Origin of the sequence: Ensifer sp. SL37, assembly GCF_026672675.1 — a bacterium.
Lineage (GTDB): Bacteria > Pseudomonadota > Alphaproteobacteria > Rhizobiales > Rhizobiaceae > Ensifer > Ensifer adhaerens.
In genome coordinates, this window is record NZ_JAPPRN010000001.1 from 583,446 (window position 1) to 605,141 (window position 21,696).

The following is a 21,696-nucleotide window of genomic DNA, read 5'->3' on the forward strand; positions in this document are numbered from 1 at the left end:
TGCGTGCCACGCGCCGCCGGGCCAAGAGTGCGCCGAAGCGAAATCTGTGACCGGGCAAAGCGCATGGGACAAAAGAACATCGCCGTCATTGGCGGCGGACCGAGCGGCTTGATGGCCGCCGAGGTGCTGTCCGAGCGCGGCCACGCGGTCACCGTCTATGACAGCATGCCGACGGTCGCGCGCAAATTTCTGCTGGCCGGCAAGTCGGGCCTGAACATCACCCATTCGGAGCCCTATACGGCCTTTGCGCAGCGCTTCGGCAATGCCTCGCCGCGATTGCGTGCGGCGCTGGACGCCTTCACGCCCGATGACATCAGGCAATGGGCGGCAGACCTCGGAACCAGGACCTTCGTCGGCTCCTCGGGCCGTGTCTTCCCGGAGGTGATGAAGGCGTCGCCGCTCCTGCGCGCCTGGCTCAAGTCGCTGGAAAGCCGAGGCGTTCGTATCCTGACGCGGCACCACTGGACTGGCTTTGAAGGCAAAGCACCCGCGTTCGATACCCCGGACGGCAAGACGCTTGTCAGCGCAGATGCGACTCTGCTCGCCCTCGGCGGCGCCAGCTATCCGCGTCTCGGGTCGGATGCCGCCTGGGTTTCCTGGCTGGAACAGAGGGACGTGTCTGTCGCCAAATTCCAGCCCGCCAATTGCGGCTTCGACGTCGACTGGAGCGAGACCTTCCGCGATCGCTTTGCTGGCGCCGCGCTGAAGGGCGTCACCGCAACGTCGGAAGCCGGCACCGTCCCGGGCGAATTCGTCATCAGCAGGACCGGCATCGAAGGCAGCCTCGTCTACGCCCATACGAGCGCGCTCAGGGACCGGCTGTCGCGCGGCGAACTGGCCTACCTGGTGGTCGACCTCACCCCGGGACGTGGCGTCGGGAAATTGGCAAAAGAGCTTGGCCGCCTCGACACCAAGACCAGCTTTTCCAACCGCCTGCGCAAGGGGGCCGGGCTCGAAGGGGTGAAAGCGGCGCTGCTGCGTGAGGTTTCGCCTGATGCCGCGCGCTTGCCGCCTCCAGAACTTGCGGCCTTGATCAAGGCGTTGCCAATCCCGCTCATCCGCCCACGCCCGATCGCCGAGGCCATCTCCTCCGCCGGCGGCATCGCCTGGTCCGCGATCGATGACGAATACATGTTAAGAGCGCTGCCCGGCACCTTCGTCGCCGGCGAAATGATCGATTGGGAAGCGCCGACCGGGGGCTATCTGCTGACCGCCTGCTTTGCCACAGGCCGTGCGGCGGCTCGCGGCCTCGATCGTTGGCTTAACCGGCCAGCATAAAAGATCGCCGCGCCTTTGGCAGGCGCGGCGATGGTTTCAGGTGGCGTCAAAGCCTTACTGGTCGTTCAGCACCAACCCCTTGGTCAGCTCCAGCGCCTGGCGCTCGAAGAGACCGCGGTAGATGCCACCGTCGAGGCGGATCAGCGCGTCGTGCGTGCCCTCCTCGGTAATCCGGCCGTGGTCGAAGACCAGCAGCCGGTCGAGCGCCCGCACCGTCGAGAGCCGGTGCGCGATGACGAGCGTCGTGCGCCCCAGCATCAGCCGCTCCATCGCCTGCTGGATCAGCACTTCCGATTCCGAATCGAGGCTCGATGTCGCCTCGTCGAGGATCAGGATCGGTGCGTCCGCGAGGAACGCGCGGGCAATTGCGATGCGCTGGCGCTCGCCGCCCGAGAGCTTGACCCCGCGTTCGCCCACCAGCGTGCCGTAACCTTTCGGCAGAGCCGTGATGAAGTCGTGGGCGCTCGCAAGCCTTGCCGCCTTCTCGATCTCGCTCTGCGTGGCGTCCGGCCGCGCATAGGCGATGTTCTCCGACAGAGAGCGATGGAACAGGATCGGCTCCTGCTGGACGATCGCGATCTGCTGGCGCAACGACGTCTGCGTCACCGATGCGATGTCCTGACCATCGATCCGGATCTCGCCGGCCTTCAGGTCATGCAGACGCTGGATCAGCTTGACGAAGGTCGTCTTGCCCGAACCTGAGTGCCCGACAAGACCGACGCGTTCGCCCTCCCGGATCGTCACCGAGAAGCGGTCGTAGAGCGGCTTGCGGTGCGCACCGTAGTGGAACGTCACATCCTTGAACTCGATGCGGCCGTCGGTGATGCGGATCGGCTTGGCATCCGCCTTGTCGTCGATGCCGAGCGACTGGCCATGGATGTCGACAAGCTCTTCCATGTCGTTGATCGAGCGCTGCAGGTTGCGGATGTGCTGCCCGACTTCACGCAGGTAACCCTGCAGGATGAAGAACGAGGTAAGCACGAAGGTGATGTCGCCGGCCGTCGCCTGGCCTTTCGACCAGAGGAACAGCGCAAAGCCGATCACCGCCGCGCGCAGGATGAGCAGCATGGCGCCCTGCGACGTGCCGTTGGTCGTGCCGCGGATCCAGGTGCGGCGCGTACGGTCACGCCATTTGGCGAGCACCTTGGCAAGGCGTGCGTCCTCGCGGCTTTCGCCGCCAAAACCCTTGACGACGATGTTGCAGCTCACGGCATCGGCGAGCGCCCCGCCGAGCTTGGTGTCCCACCGGTTGGCAAGGCTTGCCATCGGCGCGACGTAACCGAGCGACAGCACGATCGTCATCAGGATGAAGACGATCGACCCGATACCGATGATGACGCCCATCATCGGCCAGTAGAACGACATCAGGATTGTCGATCCGACCAGCATCACGACGGACGGAAACAGGGCGACGAGCAAGGTGTCGTTCAAGAGATCGAGCGCCCACATGCCGCGGGTCACCTTGCGAACCGTCGATCCGGCAAAGCTGTTGGCATGCCAGTCGGTCGAGAAGCGCTGGATGCGGTAGAAGGCAGCCGACGCGATGTCGGTCATCATCTTGAGGGTCAGATCGGTGACCCCCAGGAAGGTGAGGTGCCTGAGAATGATCGCGCCGAGCGACAGCGCCATCAGCATCCAGAAGGCGGCAAGCGCCGCATCCCAGGCAAGCTGATCGGTCGCCACACCGGAAACGACGGCATCGACGAGCCGGCCCGAATAGAGCGGCGTCAGGACGTCAGCGAGCGTCGACAAGAGAACCATGCCGAGAATGACGCTGATGCGCAGCGGCTGCGCTTTCCAGTGAGACCAGGTGAATCCAAGAACGCTGCGGAACGCACCGCCGCGCAGGTCAATACGAGTAAAAGCCATAACAATCGCCCGATGCGCGACGCATCGGCCTCAAACAAGATCAGAATGGAATATGCCGTTAAAAGGAACCCAGCTTCCGATGCGGCATCATTGGAGTGACCGAATCCTCCGGAGAGGAAGGGCCAAGGTCAGCGAAACGAAATCCGACCTGGAAAAGACGAAAAGGCGAAAATGCCCTTCCCGGCCCAGTTCAAGACTGCACGCCGCCCCGTAGGGAGAAAGAAAAAGCTGGCATCTTTTGAAACCTCCCTGATTGGTTGCCGGAAGACGACCTATAGGCGAATCGCGCGCCCCGCCAAGTGCAGAAATCTTGCCATGGCGCCAATCGTCGCGGCTGCGACCTGTTTGCAACAGTCTCCGACACGCCTCCCGGGGTTTACGGCGGTGGGCTCTTCGTAGCAGAGTACGCCGCGATCGCCGACCGTGCATGCACGAAACGGCGGCATCTTGGGGAGGGTCCGCGACAACCGGCACCGGCAATGACCGGACGGCGATGCGCGGTGGGAGTGAATTGACAAGGTTCCGGTTCGATATCGTCGCGGCACTGCTGCCGCTGATCACACTTGGCTTCATAGCGTTTGCAGGGCCCGCGCGTGCTGTCGAGAAGCAGGAACTCGTGGTGGTCACCTCCTACCCGCCCTCCTTCTTCGAGCCCTTTCGCGCCGCTTTCGAACGCGCCAATGCCGACATGCGGGTGACGATCGTGCAGCGCAACACGGCGAGCGCCAGCCGCTTCGTCATTGAGAAGGCGGACGTGCCGGCCGACATCTTCTGGGCCTCGGCGGCCGATGCCTTCGAGCTCTTGAAACGCAACGGAAGCCTGCGCCCGATCGCGCCACGCAACACCGGCGCACCGGATCATGTCTTCGGTTATCCCGTGAACGACCCACAGGGCTACTATCTGGGCTTCGCGCTGTCGGGCTACGGCTTCGTCTACAATCCCGCCCATCTCGCCCGGAGCAAACTGCCCGTGCCGGAGGACTGGCAGGATCTGCTGAACCCCGTCTATTCCGGCCAGATCGGCATCACCACGCCTTCCCGCTCGGGCACGACGCACCTGATCGTCGAAGCCTTGCTGCAAACCTACGGCTGGGAGAAAGGCTGGGCGATGCTGTCGCAGCTCGGCGGCAATCTCTCAACGGTTACCGCCCGCAGCTTCGGGGTTGCTTCGGGCGTGGCGCAGCGGCGCTTCAGCATCGGCATCACCATCGATTTCCTCGCCACCTCGCCGGATTTCGCCGGCGCCGGCAATGTCTTCGTCCTGCCGCCCGACACCGTGTTCGTGCCGGCAAGCATCGGCATTCTGTCCCGGGCGCGCAACGTGCCGGGAGCCGAACGCTTCGTCGATTTCGTGCTTTCGGAGGCTGGCCAGAAACTCCTGCTGTCGCCGGCAATCGCCCGTATTCCCGTCAATCCAGCGCTCAACAGCGGCCTGCTGCCGCAGGAAGACGGCGAGCGCCTGCTGAAATCCGGCGGCTTCGACGCCGCCCTGTCGGCGCGCAGATATGGCCTCGTCAATCTGATTTTCGACGACTATATCGTGCGCCGCCGGGCAACCCTTGCCCGCCTGTGGAAGAGGGCTGCGGATCTGGAGGCGATGAACATCGAAGACGCGCAACGGCTGAGCATGCTGGCTCGGGCGCGGCGGCTATTGGGTCAGCCTCCGCTTTCGGCAAGCGAAGTCGCCAATGTTGCTGAGGCCCTGCAAGGCGAATGGCCCCGCGGCGTCGCCCGCTCCCCTGCCCACGCAGAACTCGCGAGCCGCCTGCGCGCACTGATCGAACAGAACCTCAACGAGGCGGAGCAGCTGCTCTCCTCGGCGGCGCGATCTGGCGGTCCCGTCAATCTCCATCCGTGGCGGCAGTGACGATGGCGGTTCTCGAAACGACCGCACAGCAGCCGCGCTGGCGCTTCGGTATCGGCGCCCGCCTCGTGCTGGCCTTTGTCGCGATCGTCGGGCTCGCTGTCGGCGCCTGCCTGGTCGGTTGGCTTTCCTACGAGCGGCTGTCGGGCGAACTGTCGCGCATGGCGGATGAGCAGATGCCGCAGCTCGCCTTCGCGTCGCGACTCTCCAAGGCCGGGGCCGACATCGGCTCCGTGACGTCGGTACTTGCCGGCGCCGAAAGCCGCGCCGAGTACAACGAGATCCGCGCCGTCTACGCGACGCGCCTCCAGACCCTTCGCGCCCTGCTCGAAGAAAACACGGCGCAGTCGAGCACGGCGGCGCTGCTGCCGCTCGCCGAGGCCATCGGCACCAATCTGAAAAAGATCGACCTTGCCGCGGGCAAGCGCTTCACGCTGCGCGAGGCGATGCGGTCGGACATCGACGAGTTGCGCTGGGTCCAGGCCGATCTTCTGGAAGAGGCCGATCCGTTGGTCGACGATATCCGCTTCAACATCGAAGCGGAGACCCGCAAGGGTCAGGGTGCGGCCGCACTCGCCGAACAGCACAAGAGCGAAGCGCTGCTGACCGTCGTCTCCCAGGCGAACCTTGCGACAGGCCTGATCGGTCGGCTGGTCAACGCCACGACCGAAGAGGAAATGCAGGAGACCAACGCCTTTCTCGGCGACAGCGCCGACGAACTGGCAAGCCGCATCCGCTCGCTCGACAGCTGGCCCGACAGCATCACCGTTCGGCAGCTTGCCGGGCGCATTCTCGACCAGTCCAACGCCTCGACGGGCATACCCAATCGCAAGCGCTCGGAAATGCTGCAGGCCAGCACACTTGCCGAACTTGCCGGCGAAAACGGCCGGCTCGTCGAGGAGCTTGGCCGCAAGATCGAAACGGAAGTGATCGCGATCGAGGCAAGCGCCGGGGACGCCGCCCGGCGCGCGGCTGCGGCAATCGAGACCGGGCGAAGCCTGCTGGTCGCGATCGCCATTCTCTCGGTGCTTGTCGCAAGCGCGATCGGCTACTTCTACGTCCACCGCAACCTCATTGCCCGTATCCGCCTGCTGGCGACGGCCGCCGGCGCGATCAGCGGGGGCCGGCACTCCACGGCGATCCCGCCGCCCGAGGCCGACGAACTCGGCGACCTCTCGCGTGCGCTCACCCTCTTTCGCCAGACCCGCGACGAGCTGATCCAGTCGGCAAAGCTTGCGGCCCTCGGCCAGATGGCGGCCGGCATCGGCCACGAACTCAATCAGCCTCTAGCCGCCCTTCGCGCCCATATTCACAGCGCCGCCACTCTAATCGGCCGCGGCAAGGGCGAGCAGGCCGTCAAAAACCTCGACAAGATGAAGGGGCTGACGGGACGCATGGCAGACCAGATCAGCCATATCCGCCGCTTTGCCCGGCGGCCGGACGCGCAGCTGCGGCCGGTCGATCTCACCGCGGCGGTGCGGGACGCCCTCAGCCTGCTCGAACACCGTTTCGAGGAGGAGAACGTCGCCCTCGATCTTTCGTTGCCGCAGGACAGTTCGGCAATGGTCATGGCCGAACCGGTCCGGCTCGAGCAAGTCGCCGTCAATCTCGTCGGCAACGCGCTCGACGCCGTCGCTGGCCAGCCACTTCGGCGCGTGAGCGTCAGCGTTGAAGTCACCGGCGGCGTCGCCCGGCTGATCGTCGGCGATACCGGGCACGGCATCGCCGCGGAAAACCTGCCAGCCGTGTTCGATCCCTTCTTCACCACCAAGCCGGCAGGCTCGGGGCTCGGTCTCGGCCTGTCGATCTCCTACAACATCGTCAAGGATTTTGGCGGCGACATCACGATCCTCGACACCGGCCCGGCCGGCACACGATTCCTCGTATCCCTGAAAGGCCCGGAATGAGACCGGAAGCGGACATCATCCTGATAGACGACGACGCCAGCGTGCTTGAGGCCTGCTGCCAGGTGTTGGAACTGGAGGACTTCACAGTCTCCCCGCACGGTTCCGTCGTCGCGGCGTTCGCCGGCCTTCGCGCCGACAGCGACACCGTCATCGTCTCGGATGTGCGCATGCCCGATCATGACGGCTTCGACCTGGTCGCCGCCGTGCGCAAGGTCGATCCCGATATCCCGATCGTGCTGATGTCCGGACATGGCGATATCCCGATGGCGCTGCGTGCGATGCGCGAAGGCGCCTGGGATTTCCTGGAGAAGCCAGCCGATCCGGTGCACCTGATCGAAACCGTGCGCCGGGCCCGCGATCACCGTCGCCTGCTGCTGGAAAATCGGCGGCTGCGCCTCTCCGTCGACAAGGACGGCTGGGAGACGCGGCTGATCGGCCATTCGGCGCCGATGGTGGCGCTGCGCGAAAAGCTGCAGCGCATCGCTGCCGCCTCCGCCGACGTGCTGATCATCGGCGATACCGGCACCGGCAAGGAAGTGACCGCAAGGGCGCTGCACGATTTCAGCGGCCGCAAGGGCCGTTTCGTCGCCGTCAACTGCGGCGCCATCCCCGAGACCATGCTCGAATCCGAGCTTTTCGGCCATGAGGCCGGCGCCTTTACCGGCGCGCGCGAAAAGCGCATCGGCAAGATCGAATATGCCGATGGCGGCACGCTGTTTCTCGACGAGATCGAGTCCATGCCGATCGCAGCCCAGGTGCGGCTGCTACGCGTCCTGCAGGAGCGCGTCATCGAACGGCTCGGATCGAACGTCGAACTGCCAGTTAACATCTGTGTGGTGGCGGCAACGAAAGCCGACCTGCACGATGCCGCGCGGCGGGGAGAATTCCGCGAAGACCTCGCCTACCGCCTCGACATCGCCCGGGTCGAACTGCCGCCGCTCGCGCGCCGCAAGGGCGATGTCGGCCTCCTGTTCCAGCACTTCCTCAGCCTTGCCGCAAAGCGCCAGGGGCGCACTGCGCCGCCGGTCGGCGTCGATCTGCTGGCCGATCTCAACGCCCGGCCCTGGCCCGGCAACGTGCGTGAACTGCGCAATGTCGCGGAACGCTTCGTGCTCGGGCTCGAAGAGCGCCCGGACAGCGAAGCCACGACCGCAGGCGGCGAGACGCTGGAAGCGCAGATGGACCGGCTGGAGCGGACCATCATCATCAACAGTCTCGCCAGACATGAGGGCCGCGTGGGTGCGACCGCCGATGCGCTCGGCATTTCCCGCAAGACGCTCTATCTGAAGATGCGCAAGTTCGACATCGACGCCCGGGCCGATGGCGACGACGGGTAATGTTACCCTTTTGACCCCGCCTCGCCCGCCCCGATGTTACCCTTCTTACCCATTCCGACGTGAAACTGGCTGGTTTTGCGGGGTTTTTCGATCTGGCACGGGCCTTGCTCTCAATAGGACAGCCGCCAAGCACTGGCGGTCTATTGGGAGGAGATACCTATGTTGAAAACCATCGCAGCAGCGATGCTGATGTCGGCTGCCTTTATCGTGACGGCCCACGCCCAGGACGGCGGCAAGGTGACGATCGTCACTTCGTTCTCCAAGGACGTGACCGATCCGTTCAAGGCGGGCTTCGAGGCCGCCAATCCCGGCTTTACCCTCGACGTCCAGAACAAGAGCACCAGCTCGGGCGTGAAATACATCGACGAGACCAAGGTCAACAACCAGGTCGACCTGTTCTGGGCGTCGGCGCCTGACGCCTTCGACAGCCTGAAGAGCAAGGAACTCCTGGCGAAGTTCACCCCGTCGGTGACGGGCCTGCCCGAAAAAGTCGGCTCCTATCCGGTCAACGATCCGGACGGCTTCTATTTCGGCTTTGCCGCGTCGGGGTACGGCATCATGTCGAACGACCGCTACCTGGAAGCCAACAACCTGCCGAAGCCCGCCGAATGGGGCGACCTCGCCAAGCCGGAATACTTTGACCACGTCGCCATCGCCGCCCCGTCGCGCTCCGGCACCACGCACCTGACGATCGAGACGATCCTGCAGGGCGAAGGCTGGGACAAGGGCTGGGGCACGCTCAAGGGCATCGGCGGCAACCTGCAGCAGGTCACCGAGCGCTCCTTCGGCGTTCCGGACGCCGTCAACTCCGGCCAGACCGGCATCGGCATAGTCATCGACTTCTTCGCCTTCTCGGCCCAGGCGAGCGGCTTCCCGGTGAGCTTCGCCTATCCGTCGGTCACGACGGTCGTGCCGGCCAATATCGGCATTGTCGCCAATGCCCCGAACCAGGCCGGCGCCGAGGCCTTCGTCAACTACATCCTGTCGGAGAAGGGCCAGGAAGTCCTGCTCGAGCCGGCGATCCGTCGCCTGCCGATCAACCCGGCGCTCTACGCCAAGGCGCCCGAAGGCTTCCCGAACCCGTTCAAGGATCCGCGCTTCCAGTCGATGATCACCTTTGACAGCGACGTCTCGAAGAAGCGCACGGATGTCGTCGACACGCTGTTCGACCAGCTCATCTCCTTCCAGCTCGAAAACCTGAAGGGCGCCACCCAGGCGATCCATGCGGCCGAAAAGGCGCTCGCTGCCAACGAACAGCCGGCGGCCCGCGCGCTTCTTGACGAAGCCAAGGCCCTGGCTGCCGCCATGCCGATCACGGCGGAGGAGGCAGCCAGCAAAGAAACGCGCGACGCCTTTACCGGCGGCGAAGAGAAGACCGCACGCCAGGCGGAACTGGAGCAGAAGTGGGCCGCGTTCGCGACGGAGAAATATGCCGCCGCCAAGGCCAAGGCTGAAGAAGCCCTGAACCTCGTCTACTAACGTGCGACAGCGACCGCCTGCCCGACTGGCGGGCGGTCATGCTCCCAAAACATCATAGCTTCGCCGACCTTGGCGCGCCTTGCGCGCGCCCGGTTGGCCGAACTCACTCCGGAGTCTGCCCCATGGCGCTCGTCGCTTCCGTTCCCATCAGGCCCGCCGCGGCCAAACCAGGCCAGATCCTGGCGGTCTCGGTGATCGCCCTGTTCCTGGCGATCTTCCTGGTCATCCCCGCCGGCACTGTCATCTACACCGCCTTCACCGAGAAGGGCACCGGTGCGCTGACCATCGTCAACTTCATCGACTTCTTCAACACCGACCTCTTCCGCCGGTCCTTCTTCAATTCGGTCTATGTGTCCGGCATGTCGGTCGTCTGGGCGAGCGCCATTGCGCTGCCGCTCGCGGTGCTCACGACCCGCTTCGACTTCCGCGGCTCGCTCATCATCCAGACGCTCGGCTTCGTGCCCCTGATCATGCCGCCCTTCGTCGGCGCGGTGGCGATGCAGCTTCTCTTCGGCCGCAACGGCACGGTGAACCTGCTTCTCAACGACTGGTTCGGCATCCGCATCCCCTTCATGGAGGGGCTGAACGGCGTCATCTTCGTGCAGTCGCTGCACTATTTCCCCTTCATCCTGATCAACCTGTCGACCAGCCTGCGCAATATCGACCGGTCGATGGAGGAAGCTGCCCAGAACCTCGGCTCCTCCGGCTTCCGGCTCTTCCGTCGCATCGTCTTTCCGCTTGCCATGCCCGGCTATCTCGCCGGCGCGTCGCTCGTCTTCGTCAAGGTCTTCGACGATCTGGCGACACCGCTGCTCCTCAACGTCAAGGACATGCTGGCGCCGCAGGCCTATCTCCGCGTCACCTCGGTCGGCCTCACCGACCCGATGGGCTACGTCATCTCGGTCATCCTCATCGCGGTCTCGATCTTCGCCATGTGGCTTTCGGCGGTCGCCATGCGCGGCAAGGACTATTCGACCGTGCAGCGAGGCGGCGGCGGCCTTTCCAGGCGCAAGCTCAGCTGCGGCGAAAGCGTCATCGCCTATGGCGTCGTTGCTCTGATCCTTCTCCTGGTGCTCTCGCCACACATCGGCCTGCTGCTGCTGTCCTTCGCAACCGTCTGGTCGTTCAGCCCGCTGCCGGACGCCTATACCGTTGCGCATTACGGCCGCGTCTTCGGCGAAAGCTCGCTCTACATCAAGAACACGCTGATCTACGCCAGCCTTGCCGGCCTGATCGACGTGGTGATCGGCGGCGCCATCGCCTATCTGGTGCTGCGCACCAAGGTCGTCGGCCGTCGCTGGCTCGATTGGGCGGCCACTGCAGCGCTCGCGATCCCCGGCGTCGTGCTCGGCATCGGCTATCTCCGGACCTTCTACGGCATCACGCTGCCCGACGGCACACCGCTTGCAACGCTCTGGGTCATGGTGGTTTTGGCGCTTGCCATCCGCCGCCTGCCTTATGCGCTGAGGGCCTGCTACGCCGCCCTGCAACAGGTGTCGGAATCGCTCGAAGAAGCCGCCGAAAACCTCGGCGCGACCAAGCAGCGGACCATCCGCCGCATCGTCTTGCCGCTGATGACCGGCGGCCTGCTTGCCGGTTTCGTCACCAGCTTCTCGACGGCCGCCGTCGAGCTCTCGGCGACGCTGATGCTGATCCAGAGCAATTCGGACGCGCCGATCGCCTACGGGCTCTACGTCTTCATGCAATCGCCGGCCGGTCGCGGTCCGGGTGCGGCCCTCGGCGTCATCGCCGTGATCATGGTCGCGCTCTGCACGCTCCTGTCCCACTACGTCATCGAGCGCCGCCAGAAGGCGCTCGGGACGGCAAAATAATTCGGGAGGAAACAATGACAGTGAACATCAACAGCGCCGCACTCGCCGCCGGCCCCGCCAAGGCGATCAGCATCAGTGACGTCAATCTCTACTACGGCGCGCTGCACGTCCTGAAGAACATCAATCTCGAAATACAGCCGGGGGAATTCTTCGCCTTTCTCGGCCCGTCCGGCTGCGGCAAGACCACGCTTTTGCGGCTGATCGCCGGCTTCAACAACGCCCGTCAGGGCAAGGTCGTGATCGGCGGACAGGACGTGCTCGACATGCCCGCATGGAAGCGCGACATCGGCATGGTCTTCCAGTCCTACGCGCTCTGGCCGCACATGACCGTCGCCGCCAATGTCGCCTTCGGCCTTGAAGAACGGCGCCTGCCACGCGCCGAGGTCGACCGTCGGGTCAAGGCGGCGCTGGACCTCGTCGGCCTCAAGCACCTCGCTGATCGCCGCCCGTCGCAACTTTCCGGCGGCCAGCAGCAGCGCGTGGCGCTCGCCCGCACCATCGCGATCGAACCGAAGGTGCTGTTGCTCGACGAGCCGCTGTCCAACCTCGACGCCAAGATGCGTGTCGAAGTCAGGCGCGAGCTGCGCGAGTTGCAGCAGCGGCTGCAACTGACGACGATCTTCGTCACCCACGACCAGGAAGAGGCCAACACCGTCTGCGACCGGATCGCCGTCTTCAACGAGGGCAGCATCCAGCAGGTGGGAACGCCGATGGGGCTCTACGAGAAGCCGACCAACCTCTTCGTCGCCAACTTCCTCGGCACGGCCAACATTCTCGACGGCAAGGTGGCCGGCAGCGGCGCTACCAGAAGCTTCGAGGTCGTGGGCGGCGGCTCCATCCCGATCCCTGCGGGGACCGAGGTCCCCGCAGGCGCCAAGCTCATCTTCCGGCCGCAATATGCGACGATTGGCAGCCTCGAGCCCGGCGCTGTCGCGCTCGAGGGCATCATCGCGCATCGCGAGTTCCTGGGCGCGACCGTGCGCTATGGTGTCAGGATTGGGGCGGCGACGGTGCTGATCGACGCGCCGTTCCATTCCGGCGACGCGCTTCTCGAACCCGGCGCGACGACGACGCTCGGCCTCAAGCCGTCGTCGGCGCAATGGCTCGCCCACTAGAGCATACGACGCGCGTCCGCCGGTCTCGCCGGCGGGCGCCAGCTTCCCCATTTCAAGCAGCGCCAGATCGCTGACACCCGAGTTCCGCATGAAAAGAGATCTTCCAAGCCTCATCCTCATCCGCCACGGCGAAACCCAATGGAACGTCGCCGGCCGCCTGCAGGGCCGCAAGGACACGCCGCTGACCGCCAATGGCGTGCGCCAGGCACTCGCCGTCGGCCTGCGCCTTGCCGAACGGATCGCCGACGAGGAAAAGAACCTGACCTTCTGGGTGAGCCCGCTCAGCCGCGCCCGCCAGACCGCATCGATCCTCGCCGACACCTGGTCGATCCCCTTCGATCGTTTTGCCGAGGCGGCTGCCCTTGCCGAACGCTCCTATGGCGCCTGGGAAGGGCTGGCCCATGACGAGATCGAGCGCGATCTTGCCGATCAGTACGATGCGCACAGCGCCGACCCGTTCGACTATTCGATGCCGGGCGGCGAAAGCCGGACGGCGCTTTCAGCGCGCCTTCAGGCCTGGCTCGACACGCTCGACCGCGGCCGCCGCCATGTCGTCGTCACCCATAGCGGTTGCCTCAGGGCCCTGCGCGGCATCTACACCGCCGCCTCGCGCGACGAGATTCTTGCCTATCGCGAGCCGCAGACCGCCTCGTTCCTTCTGACCCAGGGTCGCGAGACCATGCTCGACGTGCCCCTCAACATCCTGCGCGCCCTTGGCTGCGATGGCGCAGGAAGGACCGTCTGGATCTGATCGACAAGGCCGCCGCAACCAACCCGAAGGAACGCCGCGCATGGAAACCATGCGCGGCGTTCGATGTTCAGAGCGATGTGTTGCCGCCTCAGAAACTCACCTTCAGCTTGGCGTTGACGCCGTGGTCGGAAACGCCTGAGGCGATCTGGCCGGTGTAGTTGACGCCGAAGGTCGCGGCCGGAGCGATCTGGAAGTCGATGCCCGCTTCGACGAGTGCCGCATCCCGGGCAATCGGCGCACCGCCGACGGTAAAGCCCTGGCCGCCGGCAAAGGCAAGCGTGGAGGTCGGCACGACATCGCCGAAGGCATGGCGCCAGCCGACGGTGCCGCTCAGAACCGCCGCCGTTTCGCCGAAAGAAACGTCGGTCGAGGTGCGCACGCCAATCGTCGTGAAGGTCGTGTCGTTGTTGTTCGAGCGGCCGGAGAGCGCCGCTGCCCCGCCCTTTTCACGGAAACCGTCCGTGTCGAGGTTGAGATAGGCGAGATTGGCGAAGCCTTCGAAATCGAAGCGACCGGCACTCGCGGCATAGCTCGCCTCGCCGAAGATCTGGGCGGTGCGGGCGTCATAGGCCGCCGACAGGCTGTCGTCGAAACCGCCGAAGGACACGCTGCGCGTCGTTTCGATGCGATGCCAGCTGTAGGTCGCACCCGCCGTCAGCGACAGCGCGCCAAGCCCGGTCCCGGCATAGGCACCGATGTGGTAGTTGTCGCTGTCCCCGGAGGAATGACGGTCGACCACATCGAAGGACGAGCGGCTGTAGCCGCCGAAGAGACCGGCGCGCCAGTTGTCGCCGACGAGGCCATCGGCGCCCATGAGAAAGCCGCCGACGTTACGCTGGAAGCCCGCCGCATTGCCGTTGCCATCCGTATCGCCCCAGGTGCCGAAGGCCTGGCTCCAGAAGGCGAAGCGGTCCGTATCGGCCGCAACGCTTTCGATGCCGCCTTCGCCATAGGCAAGCACTGGCGTCGCCTTGGTGCTGTCATCGCCGAAAGCCGCGCGGATGCGGTTGGTGGCTGCAGCGTTCAGGAGCAGGCCGTCCTGCAGCAGCATACCCTTGGTCGAGGCATGGATTTCACCCGAGAGCTGGTCGAAGGCAAAACGCGCCTGCGCGCGGTCGAGGTTGGTGAGCGCCGAATAGGCTGCATTGGAGAAGCCGAGGCTTTCTGCGGCGATCGCCGTTGCCCGCTGGTTGGCGGTTTCCGTGACATCCGCGAAGCGGATGTCGTTGCGGCTGAGTGTCAGCGTCACGTTGTTGGCGTCGTAGCCGAGCGTCGGATCGAGGAAGACGAGGCTCGATGCGACGTCGGCAAAGGTACCGGTCACGCCGCCGGCCGCCGTCAGGATCGTGTAGTTGGTCTGCGGCGCATAGCTGCCATTGGCTGCGAGCGCCAGGACAGAGCCGCCGTTGAGCGTCGCCTTGCCTGACGCGACGATCTTGTCGCTCTCGCCCTTGTCGTTGGCCTCGACCTCATAGGTCGAGCCCGCTGCAAAAATAATATCTCCGGCAACGTTGAGCGTGCCGATCGAATTGCCGGGGGCAATCACGCCGCCGTCGGCAATCGTGATGCTGCCGAACGTCCCGATGCCGCCGATGGTGCCGTCCTTTTCGATGGTGAGCCCTGAAGACGAGGCGATCGACCCTTGCACCGAAAGCAGGCCGGACTTGACCACGGTCGCGCCGGTATAGGTGTTCTGGCCGTTAAGCACGAGCGCGCCGGGGCCGAGCTTGGTGAGACCGCCGCTGCCGCTGATCGCCTTGTTGACGGCAACCACGTTGGCGGCGTCCGCCACGTCGAGCGCGCCACCGGCACCTTCGAGAACGATATCGCGGTCGATCTGATGCATGTCGCGACCGGCGATCCTGAGGGCCCCGCCATCGAGCCTCAGCTTCGCTGCTGCGCTGCCAAGCGCAGCGTCCTCTTCGACGACAACGGTACCTCCGTCGGTCACCAGCGTTTCGTCGATGAACGAATGATCGTCGATGCAATAGTCGCGGATCGCCTGCTGGAAGCGCGGATCGCTGCTCTTGCAATCAAGCAGCGTCTTCTTCTCCTGGTCGGTCAGACCGGCCAGAATTGGCAGGCCGTTCTCGTCGGCGATCTGGCCGAGATAGACGTCGTTGCGCATGTTGTTGCGGCTAAGGTTGAAGACCTTGCCCTTCTCGGCGAAGGTCGATGCTTCATCGCCCCAGACGATCCGGGTCCTGGCCGTCGCTGTCGCCGGATCCGTGTAGTTCTGCAGCACCGGACCGACCCAGCGCACCGTGTGCGCAACCGGCTCGTGGTCCGAAAGCGGCGTCTTCGATCCATCCGGATTGGTCACGTAGCTGACGTCGGTGATGACGCCCGAATAGGGATCCTTCGGATCGTCGGCGAGCGTCCACCACTTGCCGAAAGGACGAGACGCCAGGAAGTGATCGATCTTGACCCGGTGCCAGCTTGCCCAGGTGTTGGTGGCGTCTTCGCCGTGCGACGGCCAGGTGACACTGCCGTCGTTCAAGCCATGCGGCGAGAACTGCTCGCGCTCGTTTGGAAGCTGCAAGATCTGGAACTGCTTCTTCAGGATGTTCATCGTCTGCGGCAGGTTGCCGGCAACCGGGTACATCTCGTCGGCAAAGAGGCCAGAGGGAACGGTCGAGCCGTTGATCGCCGAAGCACTCTTGCCCTTCCACTCAGCGATATAGGCGTCGAGCTTCTGCTGATCCTTGGCATAGTCGCGCAAGAGGCTCAGATAGAAGCTGTTGCTCGGGCTCTTGACGTAGGTCTTCAGCAGCAATTCCTGCTGGCTGATCGAATGCAGGCCGCGTTCCGAGACATCGCCGGCATTGAAATCACCGGTGAGGATGATCGGCCGCGTCTCGGACTTCGCCCATTGATTAATGCCCTTGGCCTCGCTGATGCGGGTCGTCGGCGGGTCGTAATAGTTGAGGTGCGTGGTGCCGACGATCACCTGCGGCTTGCTGACGGTCGGATCGACCACCGTATAGGTCACGATGTCGCCGAGTGTGCTGGCGCCGAAGGTGCCGGGGAGACGCGAGAACACGCCGGTATCGCTGTCCTGGCGCGTCGCATAGGTGCCAAGGCCCGCATTCTTCAGGATGCCGGGAATGTCGCGTGCGTAGGTGCTGTTGGCGCGGAACTCCTGGAAGGTCAGGATGTCGTAGTTCCCCTTGACGAAGAAGTCCGACATCACGCTCGGGTTGGCCTTGAAGCGGTCCAGCCAGGTGTTGAGCGTCAGGATCTTCATGCTGTCGTCGGCGGCGCGCGCCTCGGCCGCCGAGTGCGTCAGGCTCGTTCCGCACAGAAGGATCGCCGTCGCCAGGCGCAACGGTTGCGCAAGGCGCGCAAAAGCCCGCACCCCGCGGAGGTGGTGTCCACGTTGTCTCATATCTTGCTCCAATGTCGCGATGCGAACACGCTCCGTCACAAGACCTTCATGGCGATGGTATTGATGTGCGGAAGAGTTCACTGAAATGTACGATTACGGACATTAAGCGAGTCAAATGTCAGTTTTACAACATTTCATGGGGCGCCATAAAATTTCGCGCGGCCCATAGGTGCTGCGCTGATTTCCTTGGAGATCGGCGTCGGCCCTATGGTAGCAAAGCGTGCTGAGGGGCAATCAGGATGAGGGTGATGGACGATCGGGATATTTCGGATGGGGACAAGAAGACGCGCCGGCAGGCGCAGCTTCTCAGCCACCTCGAGAAGAACCACTATATCTCGATCGAGGAGATCACCGGCCTGTTCGGCGTCACCACCCAGACGGCACGGCGCGATATCATGGCGCTCGAACAGGAGGGCAAGGTGCGGCGCCTGCACGGCGGCGCGACCATTGCGACTCCGGTTGATCCCAACATCTACCGCCAGCGGCGCATCGACAACGCGGAGGTGAAGGAACGCATCGGGCAACTGACCGCCGAGCTTGTTGCCGACGGCGCTGCCGTCTTCCTCGACACCGGCACGACCTGCGAAGCGGTGGCGCGCGGACTGCTCAAGCGCCGCGATCTTCGTGTCGTCACCTACAGTCTGCGCGTCGCAACCACGCTCAGTGAAAGCAGCAGCTTTGCCGTCGCGGTGCCCGGCGGCTTCGTGCGGCAAGTGGATGCCGGCGTGTTTCGCGAGGAGACCGCCGACTATATCCGCAAGTTCAAATTCGACGTCGCCATCATCTCGGTCAGCGGCATCGATCAGGACGGCGATATCGGCGACGACGACCATGCCGAAGTCGCCGCCGTCTCGGCCGCGATGCGCCAGGCCGAGCAGGTGATCCTCGCCGTCGACAGCAGCAAGTTTGGCCGGCGTGCGCTGGTGCGTCTGGCTTCGCTTGCCGATATCGATGCGCTCGTAACCAATGAATTGCCGGATGAGCGTCTCGTTTCCCTGCTACGCGAACACGGCGTGAGCATTCATTGCTAGGGTCAGGACCTATTAATTTCGTTTGAGATGTGATTCAGAGTCTCCGTTGAAGGAGGTTCTGATGGGTGATTTGTTTCTGCTAAGCGAGCGCCAAATGGCTCGCATCTCTCCACATTTTCCTCTTTCACACGGGGTTGCGCGTGTCGATGACCAGCGCGTTGTCAGTGGTATCGTCTATGTGATCCGCAATGGTCTGCAGTGGAAGGATGCACCTTCGCAGTACGGGCCACATAAGACGCTCTACAACCGCTTCATTCGCTGGAGCCGGCTCGGCGTGTTCGACAGGATTTTCGCCGCTTTGGCCGGCGAAGGTCCTCAGCCTGAGCGCATCATGATCGACGCGACACATCTGAAGGCCCACCGCACCGCGGCAAGCCTTCTAAAAAAGGGGATGTTCCCCGCCGTATCGGGCGAACCAAGGGCGGACTGAACTCGAAGCTCCATGCCGTTTGCGATGATGACGGCCGACCGATCATCATGCTGCTCTCCGAGGGTCAGATGAGCGACCACAGGGGCGCCCGGATGGTGCTCGACGCGTTACCCAAGGCCGATTGCCTCATCGCCGATAAGGGCTACGACAGCACCTGGTTCCGCGAAGAGCTCCTCGCCAGGGGCATCGAGCCCTGCATTCCGTCCTCTAAAAGCCGGACGAAACCGTACGCCTACGACAAAGCTCTCTATCGCCGCAGACACAAGGTCGAGAACCTATTCGCCAAACTCAAGGATTGGAGACGCATCGCAACTCGCTACGACCGATGCGCCCACACCTTCTTTTCAGCAATCTGCATCGCAGCTTCCGTCATCTTCTGGCTGTAATTAACGAGTCCTGACCCTAGTGCAGGGGCCGAGGCGAACACTTGCCTCGGGCTTGAAACCTCTGGCACGGCACCACACATAGGTATCAACGAATTGCCCGTGGAGCCCGACGGACATGATCAACCGAAGGCTCCGGGCGTAGTTCGCGCGCAAACGCTGACCACGGATGTACTGGCAGTGTGACGCAGCGAGCGGGAAAAGGTCGGCATTGCCGACCTTTTTTGTTTTAAACGCCGGCGAAGGCTCATATGGCCGGCCCTACCAGCGAAGCGCCCAACGGCCGCCCAACGCCCCAAGCACCGTCAGCATGAGGACCGCGATCGTGTACCAGGTCGCGACGAAAAGCGGTGAATCGTCCGGGCAGTGGGCCGCGTAGAAGGTCGCGGCGATGCCGCCGGCCGCGAGCCCTGCCAGGGCGCCTGCAAGCCCGGGACGCGACGGGGCGCCATGGCGCAGTGCGAGAAGGAACAGCGCCAAGGGCGCAAGGCCGATCAGCGGAATGAAGGTCATGCAGACCAAATAGTTGGTTCCAACGAGTTTCGTCACCCAGCTACCGGATGGCACTGCAAGAAGCTCGAGCAACACACCGCCGACAACGAGCGCCGGCGCGACGGCAAGGTAGGGCACCAGCTTGCGCGGATCCGCGTCGGGCCATGCGGCAACGCGCATGGCCGCAAAAGCGGCCGTGGCGAGCGCGATAGTCACCACGAATTTGAACAGGAACCGCACCGTCTCGGCGGCAGCGGCGATATCCGGCCGCGGCCCGAGCAGGATCGAGAACACGACACCGGCAAGGACGAGTGCGCCGATGGCGACGCCGGACCATACGGTGTTCATCGGCAGGCCGGGTCGCCGATTGTCCGCTGCGAGAGCCTTGATGAGGTCGTTCGTGTCCATGGTTAGTTTCGTCCAAATCGGCGGGCGATTGCAGCAAGGCCTCGGTGAAGCGCCACCCGAACCGCCGTTTCATTCATGTCCAGTTTCTGCGCCGTCTCAGCCACCGTGAAACCCTCGATCGAAATCGCGTTGACCACTGAGCGCTGCCCAGGTGCCAGCCCTTCCAGCGCCCGGCCGATTTCCCAATCCCTGGCCTTCTCCGTCTCGACGCTTGCCAGCGTGTCTTCAAGCCCCTCAATGCCGACCGTCGGGCGGCGAGCCTGACGACGCACGGCATCGACGTATTTGTGCCTGGCAATGGCATGCAGCCACGGGATGACCGGCGCATCCTCCCGCCAGGTGTGGCGCTTGACGTGCACTGCCAGCAGCGCCTCCTGCACGACGTCCTCAGCATCGACGCCTCCGCCGATGGTCCAACGTCGGGCCCAACCACGGATCGCCTGCGCTGCGTCCCGCAGGAAGTCGGCATAGGCTTTTTCGTCGCCGGCCACGGCCGCGCGGAGAAGTCTTGCGAGATGTTCGTCGTCCGCGCCGCTCACCCGCCTCTTTCCTTCCCATTCGCCGATTCCCGGCGTTTGTTACACGGCTATCTCAAATTCGCGGCCGCTGTCTGCTCAGACCGACCTCGCGAGCCCATCACGAAAGCGTGTTGCCAACGTTATGTAACGCCCGGTGTCGCCGCGGCGAAAGACCCGATGTGCGCCTCAGACAGGACGCACGGGAACAGTTCAACACGGAGATAATTTGATGTCCATGAAGTCCACGATCAGCAGCGCAATGCTGGCAAGCGCGGTCGCCGCCGCCCTGTCGTCGCTCGCCGTTGCGAGCCCACTGACTGAAGCGCAGGTCAAGTCCGCCATGGATGCCGGCAAGGAGAAATGCTTCGGCGTCGCGCTCAAGGGCCAGAACGATTGCGCCGCCGGCCCGGGCACGACGTGCCAGGCAACATCCACCGTCGACTATCAGGGCAATGCCTGGAAATTCGTCGACGGCGGCACCTGCACGACGATGAAGCTGCCCGACGGCCGCATGGGTTCGCCCGAGGCGCTTTCGCGCGACATGCCGTCCTGATCGATCGCAATTCAGGAACGGGACGCGGGGCGATCGCGTCCCGTTCCGCCTCGGTTTTCAAGGGGTAGCGGTCCAGGGACGTTCCCACCCGCCATCCAGGGTCTCAGGATTATGACGGGATTGGCAATGCGCACATCAACGGACGACGGCAGCAGACTTGCCCCGGTAGGTCCTCACCTGCCGAAACACGAAATCGCCGGGCTCGCCGGAACGAGCTTCAAGCATCAGCACCTCCAGGCGATCCTTGCCGATGATGCCTGCGGCGGCTTCTTCGAAATTCATGCGGAGAACTACATGGGTGCCGGCGGACCGCCGCATGCGGCTCTCGCCCGCATTCGCCAGGATTTTCCGGTGTCTCTGCATGGTGTCTGCATGTCGATCGGCGGCCCACAGCCGCTCGACAAGGCGCACTTGGGGCGGTTCAAGGCACTGGTCGACCGCTATGAACCGGCCCTCGTCTCCGAGCATCTCGCCTGGTCGACCCACGAGACCACCTTCTACAACGATCTCTTGCCGCTGCCCTACACCGAGGCGACCGTTGCCCGCGTATCCGATCATATCGACGAGGTCCAGGACGCGATCGGCCGCCGGCTGCTGCTCGAAAACCCGTCGACCTACGTCACCTTCCAGGATTCGACGATGAGCGAAACGGTATTCATCCGAGAACTGGTGAAGCGCACCGGCTGCGGGCTGCTGCTCGACATCAACAATGTCTTCGTTTCCGCCACCAACCAGGGCTATTCGGCGCTTGCCTATCTCGATGACTTCCCACTTGAACATGTCGGAGAAATTCACCTTGCCGGGCATGCGGAGCAGCAAGACGACGAGGGCGACCTGCTCCTGATCGACAGCCATGACGGGCCGGTTGCCGACGCCGTCTGGAAACTCTACGACATCGTCATCGCCCGCGTCGGCGCCATCCCGACGCTGATCGAGTGGGACGGCGCCATTCCGGACTGGCCGGTCTTGAAACGCGAGGCCACGGCGGCGCAGACGATCCTCGATGCCTACGGGCAGCGGATATCGCGGGAGAAGATCCGTGTCCGCGCCTGACGGGTTGC

Annotated in this window: 16 protein-coding genes; 12 read left to right on the plus strand and 4 right to left on the minus strand. The window is 64.2% G+C overall.

Annotated features, from left to right (window positions below; translation table 11 throughout):
* The first annotated feature begins 63 nt into the window (after positions 1-63).
* Positions 64-1,278: a TIGR03862 family flavoprotein gene (locus OVA00_RS02685; RefSeq protein WP_268087875.1), complete on the plus strand. Its 1,215-nt coding sequence runs from the start codon at positions 64-66 to the stop codon at positions 1,276-1,278.
* A gap of 54 nt (positions 1,279-1,332) precedes the next feature.
* Here OVA00_RS02685 and OVA00_RS02690 read toward each other — a convergent pair whose 3' ends face one another.
* Entirely contained in the window at positions 1,333-3,147 is a 1,815-nt protein-coding gene (locus OVA00_RS02690; protein WP_268087877.1) for an ABC transporter ATP-binding protein, read from the minus strand.
* 511 nt (positions 3,148-3,658) lie between these two features.
* Between OVA00_RS02690 and OVA00_RS02695 the strand changes: the two genes are divergently transcribed.
* The 7 genes from OVA00_RS02695 to OVA00_RS02725 all read left to right on the plus strand — a co-directional run bounded on the left by OVA00_RS02695 (position 3,659) and on the right by OVA00_RS02725 (position 13,432).
* Positions 3,659-5,014, plus strand: a complete 1,356-nt coding sequence (locus tag OVA00_RS02695) for an ABC transporter substrate-binding protein (RefSeq protein ID WP_162731941.1) — start codon at positions 3,659-3,661, stop codon at positions 5,012-5,014.
* 2 nt (positions 5,015-5,016) lie between these two features.
* Positions 5,017-6,918: an ATP-binding protein gene (locus tag OVA00_RS02700; protein ID WP_268087879.1), complete on the plus strand. Its 1,902-nt coding sequence runs from the start codon at positions 5,017-5,019 to the stop codon at positions 6,916-6,918.
* Positions 6,915-8,255, plus strand: coding sequence for a sigma-54-dependent transcriptional regulator (locus OVA00_RS02705; protein ID WP_268087881.1), 1,341 nt, complete (start codon positions 6,915-6,917; stop codon positions 8,253-8,255). Before OVA00_RS02700 ends, OVA00_RS02705 begins: the two co-directional genes overlap by 4 nt.
* Positions 8,256-8,414: 159 nt before the next feature.
* Entirely contained in the window at positions 8,415-9,734 is a 1,320-nt protein-coding gene (locus OVA00_RS02710; RefSeq protein WP_268087883.1) for an ABC transporter substrate-binding protein, read from the plus strand.
* 122 nt (positions 9,735-9,856) lie between these two features.
* Entirely contained in the window at positions 9,857-11,566 is a 1,710-nt protein-coding gene (locus OVA00_RS02715) for an ABC transporter permease (RefSeq protein WP_268087884.1), read from the plus strand.
* 14 nt (positions 11,567-11,580) lie between these two features.
* Positions 11,581-12,681 (plus strand): ABC transporter ATP-binding protein, encoded by a 1,101-nt coding sequence (locus OVA00_RS02720; RefSeq protein ID WP_268087885.1) that lies wholly within the window; start codon positions 11,581-11,583, stop codon positions 12,679-12,681.
* Positions 12,682-12,769: 88 nt separating this feature from the next.
* Positions 12,770-13,432 (plus strand): histidine phosphatase family protein, encoded by a 663-nt coding sequence (locus OVA00_RS02725; RefSeq protein WP_268087886.1) that lies wholly within the window; start codon positions 12,770-12,772, stop codon positions 13,430-13,432.
* Between the two features lie 88 nt (positions 13,433-13,520).
* On the opposite strand, the gene OVA00_RS02730 is transcribed toward OVA00_RS02725, so the two are convergent.
* Positions 13,521-16,820: an autotransporter domain-containing protein gene (locus OVA00_RS02730; RefSeq protein WP_268087887.1), complete on the minus strand. Its 3,300-nt coding sequence runs from the start codon at positions 16,818-16,820 to the stop codon at positions 13,521-13,523.
* A gap of 248 nt (positions 16,821-17,068) precedes the next feature.
* Between OVA00_RS02730 and OVA00_RS02735 the strand changes: the two genes are divergently transcribed.
* Both OVA00_RS02735 and OVA00_RS02740 read left to right on the plus strand, forming a co-directional pair.
* Positions 17,069-17,851 carry a DeoR/GlpR family DNA-binding transcription regulator gene (locus tag OVA00_RS02735; RefSeq protein ID WP_442780426.1) on the plus strand — a complete coding sequence of 261 codons (783 nt, stop codon included), beginning with the start codon at positions 17,069-17,071 and terminating at the stop codon, positions 17,849-17,851.
* Between the two features lie 61 nt (positions 17,852-17,912).
* A protein-coding gene (locus tag OVA00_RS02740) for an IS5 family transposase (protein ID WP_090429178.1) occupies positions 17,913-18,667 on the plus strand; the annotation gives its coding sequence in 2 pieces (ribosomal slippage) (positions 17,913-18,246 and positions 18,246-18,667; 756 coding nt in all).
* Positions 18,668-18,925: 258 nt separating this feature from the next.
* On the opposite strand, the gene OVA00_RS02745 is transcribed toward OVA00_RS02740, so the two are convergent.
* Together OVA00_RS02745 and OVA00_RS02750 are read right to left on the minus strand one after the other, a co-directional pair.
* Positions 18,926-19,564, minus strand: coding sequence for an NrsF family protein (locus OVA00_RS02745; protein WP_034790211.1), 639 nt, complete (start codon positions 19,562-19,564; stop codon positions 18,926-18,928).
* Positions 19,565-19,566: 2 nt separating this feature from the next.
* Positions 19,567-20,103 (minus strand): sigma-70 family RNA polymerase sigma factor, encoded by a 537-nt coding sequence (locus tag OVA00_RS02750; protein ID WP_034790212.1) that lies wholly within the window; start codon positions 20,101-20,103, stop codon positions 19,567-19,569.
* Positions 20,104-20,311: 208 nt separating this feature from the next.
* Here OVA00_RS02750 and OVA00_RS02755 point away from each other — a divergent pair, with 208 nt between their 5' ends.
* Both OVA00_RS02755 and bufB read left to right on the plus strand, forming a co-directional pair.
* A complete protein-coding gene (locus OVA00_RS02755) occupies positions 20,312-20,635 on the plus strand; it encodes a BufA1 family periplasmic bufferin-type metallophore (RefSeq protein WP_034790329.1) in 324 nt (107 codons plus the stop codon).
* Between the two features lie 126 nt (positions 20,636-20,761).
* Positions 20,762-21,688, plus strand: coding sequence for an MNIO family bufferin maturase (gene bufB / locus OVA00_RS02760; protein ID WP_090427667.1), 927 nt, complete (start codon positions 20,762-20,764; stop codon positions 21,686-21,688).
* The last annotated feature ends 8 nt before the right edge of the window (positions 21,689-21,696 follow it).